This window comes from Frankia sp. CeRuru1, assembly GCF_977966315.1.
This window is the reverse complement of sequence record NZ_CDWWEW010000365.1, coordinates 1-5,036: the sequence shown is the minus strand read 5'-3', so window position 1 is coordinate 5,036 and position 5,036 is coordinate 1. Positions and strand designations below refer to the sequence as shown.

General features: G+C 72.6%; 4 protein-coding genes. 1 reads left to right on the top strand and 3 read right to left on the bottom strand.

Annotation, left to right across the window (positions count from 1 at the left end):
* Positions 1-1,057 (top strand): hypothetical protein (locus AC08OP_RS20410; RefSeq protein WP_476615650.1); only part of this gene is annotated, 1,057 nt, incomplete at its 5' end.
* A 541-nt stretch (positions 1,058-1,598) separates the two neighbouring features.
* On the opposite strand, the gene AC08OP_RS20405 is transcribed toward AC08OP_RS20410, so the two are convergent.
* From AC08OP_RS20405 to AC08OP_RS20395, 3 genes are all read right to left on the bottom strand, one after another.
* Positions 1,599-2,447, bottom strand: coding sequence for an HAD family hydrolase (locus AC08OP_RS20405; protein ID WP_476615649.1), 849 nt, complete (start codon positions 2,445-2,447; stop codon positions 1,599-1,601).
* Positions 2,444-3,592, bottom strand: a complete 1,149-nt coding sequence (locus AC08OP_RS20400) for a cysteine protease StiP family protein (RefSeq protein WP_476615651.1) — start codon at positions 3,590-3,592, stop codon at positions 2,444-2,446. Before AC08OP_RS20400 ends, AC08OP_RS20405 begins: the two co-directional genes overlap by 4 nt.
* Positions 3,593-3,597: 5 nt before the next feature.
* Positions 3,598-5,036, bottom strand: a 1,439-nt coding sequence (locus AC08OP_RS20395; RefSeq protein ID WP_476615648.1) for a phosphoribosyltransferase family protein, incomplete at its 5' end; no start/stop codon positions are given.

Below are 5,036 nucleotides of genomic sequence, written 5' to 3'. Positions count from 1 at the left end.
CGAGGATGCCGCGAAGGAAGCGAAGCTCGCCCTTCCCGAGGGTGGACTACTCCCTATCCTGGGGCGGACAGTGGTAGCGACGAGGGGGGTGGGGGCGACGGACAGACGCCAGCTCTTTGAGGTGGGCGGACTCACCGCGGCTACCGTGCTCGCCGCTACCGGCGCGGTCAGCGATCAGATTGACGCTGCCCGGCCAGCGACTTTCACCCTTACCGAGCTCGAAGCGCAGCTCGTTGACCTCAACCGTGATCTATGCGCCGTAGCGCCCAGCATCCTGTTTCCCGGGGCATTCAAAGCATGGCAGCAGGTAGAAGGGATGCTCGCCCGACGTGTGCAGCTCGCTGTAGCGCCGCGGCTGACGCGGCTCGCTGGCCAGTTCGCCGCCGAACTCGCGACCGTCGCACGTTTCGGTGGGGACAGCCGTCTTGGCCGACGGTTCGCGGCGATCGCCGAAGAGCACGCGACGGCTGTGAACGATCCTCTGCTGACAGGCCGAGTCGCTGGATTGCAGTCATGGATTGCGATGGACGCGGGCCATTGGGCGACGGCGGCGGACTTCGCGGCGAAAGGCCGCCGTGACGCTCATCCGGGCCAGCGGGCCCGGCTAGCCGCATACGAGGCGCTGGCCGCGTCCGCCGCCGGGGCCGCAGTCCAGGCCGAAGAGGCGATCGTGGTCATGCGAGCCTCGATGCGGACGGCGATCAAGGGTGATGCCGAATGGAACGACGCCGAAGAGGATCTTTATACGGCACTCACCGCAGCGAACACCGTAGGTGCCGGCAGGACGGCGATCCATCATGGCGAGCGGGCCGCAGCGACCTTCGTCCACGACAACCAAGGCGTTGGCCTCGCCATGCTCGCAGTTGCTACCGGCCACCTAGACGGCGACCATGCGAACCCGGGTGCGGCTGCGGTTGCGGGGATCGCCGCGCTGGGCGCGGTGGTCGATTCCCCGAACGCAGTCGTCGCGGCGCGGGCGCGGGCTCTCCACCGGGATCTGGGCCGGTGGGATATCGCCGAGGTGGACCAGCTCGGGGCGCGCATCGCCGTAGTCTGACCTTCCCGCGCCCGGCGTCCGTGAGGGACGCACGGTTACAGCTCCGGCTGTCCTGGTACCGACTTGGGTGTTCCGCCGCTACCGTTGATGCAGGGAGGGGTCGACTGTAGACGGAGAGCAACCGATGGCGTGGAACAAGCGCGGCGAGACCCGCGGAGGAGCATCGTCCGGACGCGGCGGCACGAAACGCGGCAGTAGCGCGGCGGTAGCGCGCCAGTCGTCCGTGACGACAGCGACAAGGACAAAAAGAAGAAAGGCGGCTCGACCGGCGACACGCCGATCGAGTTCGGCGACTGCACATCCCGCAACGGCAAAGGCGAGGTCGAATCCGGCCGGCAGGAGGTCGACGAGGACGGCCGCTTCCCTGGGAACGCGGTCGTGAAGTGCACCGCGTGCGACGGCAGTCGGGAGGGTGACGTCGGCTTGCCCCGAGCACGGGGCGGTCCGGCGGCCAGTCGAGGGCCCGGGGTCTGATCCGTCGGGGTCGGCGGAGCGGCGCCAAGGCCCGGTCTGAACGGGCCCGGAAGTCGCGCGAGGAGGTTCAGCGACTCCCGGCGGCGATCTCGGCCCGGACCCGCGCGACGAACGCCGCCAGCACCTGTTCGCCCGCGAGCACTCCGGCTGCGGCGGTGACGGTGACATGCGGGCCCGACCAGCCCAGCTCGTGCAGCTCACCGTGGGCCGGACGGACGGCGTGGTCGGCCGCCGCGAGCATCGGGACGTCGAGCACGGAGTCCCCCGCGGCCAGCAGCCGGGCGGTACCGGCACGGCGGGCGACCTCGGCCACCGCGCGCTGCTTGGTCAGGACCGACGGGACGAAGTACACCTTCCGCCCCTGCACCGACATCGCCCAGCCCGCAGCCCGCGCCGTCTCGGCCTCCCCGGTCAGGTCGGGAATGCCAGCGCGGTCGTGGGCGACGAGGTAGACGAACAACCCGTCGGCGACCCGCACGAGCCGGGCCCAGCCGCCGGCGGCGGACCGCTCGGCGAGCGCCACCATCTCCGCCAGGGGGGCGCAGGCGGCGGCGACCTCGGCCGCCACGCCCGCCGCCCAGGCCGGATCGGGGACCCCGTCGACCAGCAGGTGCCCGCCGTTGGCCGCGATCGCGTAGCGCGGCCGGACCCCGAGCTTGACCCGCGCGTACTGGGCGAGGGTGCGGGTGGTGACCGGGACGAGGACGGCGAGGTCGTGCAACTCGGCGAGCAGGGCCAGCGACCGCGCCGTCGCGAACGAGATCGGCGCGCCGTCGAGGCGTTCGACCTCGACGAGCTCCGGTGCGGGCCGGTCGTCGGCCAGCAGCAGCGAGTGCCGGGAAAAGATCAGCGTCTTGTCCAGGTCACAGGCCAGCAGATGACGCGGCCCGGACGCGGCGGACGGGCCGGCCGTCACGGGACGTCCGGACGCCAGCGCGCGTTCGGGGTGTGGAAGACCGGTGCCGCGCCGACCGGGCGGACCAGCCCCACACAGGAGAAGGGCAGGTCCGCCATCTCCTGGACCTCGACGTCGCGGTCGGCGGCCAGTGCCAGCACGTGCGCCAGCTCGTCGAGCCGGTCGGGGGCGATGAGGATGCGCCAGGGCACCCGGCGCAGCAGGACCCGAGTCGTCTCCCCCACCCCCGGCTTCACCATGACCACGTCGGGGATGTCGAACGCGGCTGCGATGCGCTCCACCGCCGCCCAGCCCGCCCAGGTCGGACTGCGGTCGGCGACCCACAGCCGCGGCCAGGTCTCGGCGACCTCGTCGGCCACCTCGGGGAAGTGGGCCGCCACCGTCTCGACGAAGTGCCGGGACAGATCGTGCGCCGCGAGTTCGGCGTAGTACTTCGCACCGTGGAAGTCATCCGGACCGATGTGCTCGGCGTTGAGGACGGTCCGGCTGACCAGCCCGCTCACCGTCGAGTTCAGGCAGGCGCTCGGGATGAGGAAGTCGTCGCGGGTCCCGTAGAGCGGCACGCACCGAGCCGGGTCGGCCAGTACGGCGAGGGTGTCGTCCAGCCCGAGCCGCGCCACCGCGTCGGTCAGCACCCGGGTCATCACCCCCTTGCCGGTCCAGCCGTCGACGAACTGGAGCACCTCCCGGCTGTGCCGGGAGGTGAGGTAGCGGATCGCGTTCAGGTCCACGCCGCGATCCTTGATCACCGAGATCGCGTAGTGCGGGGTGTCGAGCCCGTGGCGCCAGCCATACCAGCGCCGCATCAGGATCCCCACCGGGGTACCGGCCCGGGCGATCGAGGCCAGGACCGGCTCGGGCTTGGTGACCCGTACGAGCTCCGCCACGAGGCCGGTGGCGAGCGCGACCCGGCGGGCCGACCGGTCCAGCGCCCGGTGGTAGAGCTCCAGGTAACCGGCGTCAGGCTGGTACTCGACCGGCAGGTCCTCGGAGTAGTGCCGGCCGGCCTGCATGGCCTCCTCACGGTCCTCGGTGGGCCGCTCCAGGGCGACCGCGCTGAGGTCGGTCAGCAGGAAGGTCACGTCCGCCGGATCGTATGAACCCGAGCCGACGGTGCCGGTGAGCGCGGGATCCACCGCGCCGATCCCGCTCACCGGGCGTCCCCGGGCGCACCGGTGAGCGGTCCGGCGGCGGGCGGCGCACCGGCGGGCGGCGCACCGGTCGGTCGAGGGGACGGCTGGTAGGAGGGCCGGTAGGAGGGCAGCGTCAGCACCGTGACCGGAGCGCATCGGCGTAGCTGAGTAAGCATGCCGTGGAGGCCGGTATCCGCACGGGGAGAGCTCCGGTCCGCCCCCGGGGCGACGTCCGTCTCAAAATCGACGTCCGGGACGGAGACGACGTCCGGGACGGAGACGACGTCCGGGACGGAGTCGACGACCACCACGATGTCGTCGTACATCCTGGGCCGGACGTTGTAGACGTGGCTGGCCCGGCCCGGGTCGTCCGGCGCGGGGAAGGTGAGGGCGGCGCGGATGGCGTAGCCGTCGACGTCGACGGGGTGGACCGGCGAACGCGTCGTGGACTGGTAGCGGATCTCACCCGGACTCGTCCGGGCCAGCGCGTCCGCTATCCGCATCGGCGTGTACATCAGTTCCTCCGTCCCGAGCACGAGCGTGCGACCCGCGGGCCGGGTCAGCGCGGCCAGTACCGTCGCGGCGACCGGCGGCACGACCTCGTCGAGGCGGTGGCGGTCGGTCGGCGACCAGCGATGACGGCCACCGTCAGGCAGGTCGGACGGCCAGCCGGCCACCAACCGGCGAACCGGGTGGGCCACCAGCGCCCCCGTCGCCCGCGCCTCGTCCCGACCGTCCGCGCCCCCGGCGAACCGGGCGCGGACCCGCGCGGCTCGGGCCGCGATCTCGGCCGGCACGGTGACGGTGGCCGTAAGCGGGGCGACGACATCCAGCCTGACCCCGAGCTCGTCGGCGAGATCGGCGAACGCGGCCCGGGCCGCGGGCGGACGGGCGTCGAGCAGCGTGGCAACCACGTAGTGCTCGCGTGGGGCGTGGGCATGCAGGATCCGGATCGTGCCGAGGGCGGTGCGCCCGGTCGACAGCTCGTCGTCGACGAGCACGATCGGCGCGCCGCACCGCAGGATCTCGCGGTCCTCGGGCATCAGCCAGTGGTGGGTCGCGTGAGAATGGGACTCCACGAACTCGAGGATCGGCGTGACACCGGGCAGCGGCCGCCGGGTGGTGTGCAGGTAGTGGCTCGTCGGGAGACCGTCGGCGACCGCGTGCCCCAACGCCGTCGCGGTCTCGCAGTAACCGATCACGATCGGGCCGGTCCGCGGGCCCCCGGGCTGCTCGACCGGCGAACCCGGCACCAGCGAACCCGGCACCGGCGAACCCGCAACTGGCGGGTCCGCGACCCGCTTTCCGGCCTCCTCGAAGCCGGGCAGTGCCCGGACCAGCGCGGCGACCCCGGCCCCGGCCGCGAGCGCCTCGGCCGGGGCCACCGGCAGATGCTTGCCGAGCACCCGGCTGACCAACAGGTGCGCCCGGCGTGGGTTGCGGCGCAGGGCGAGTC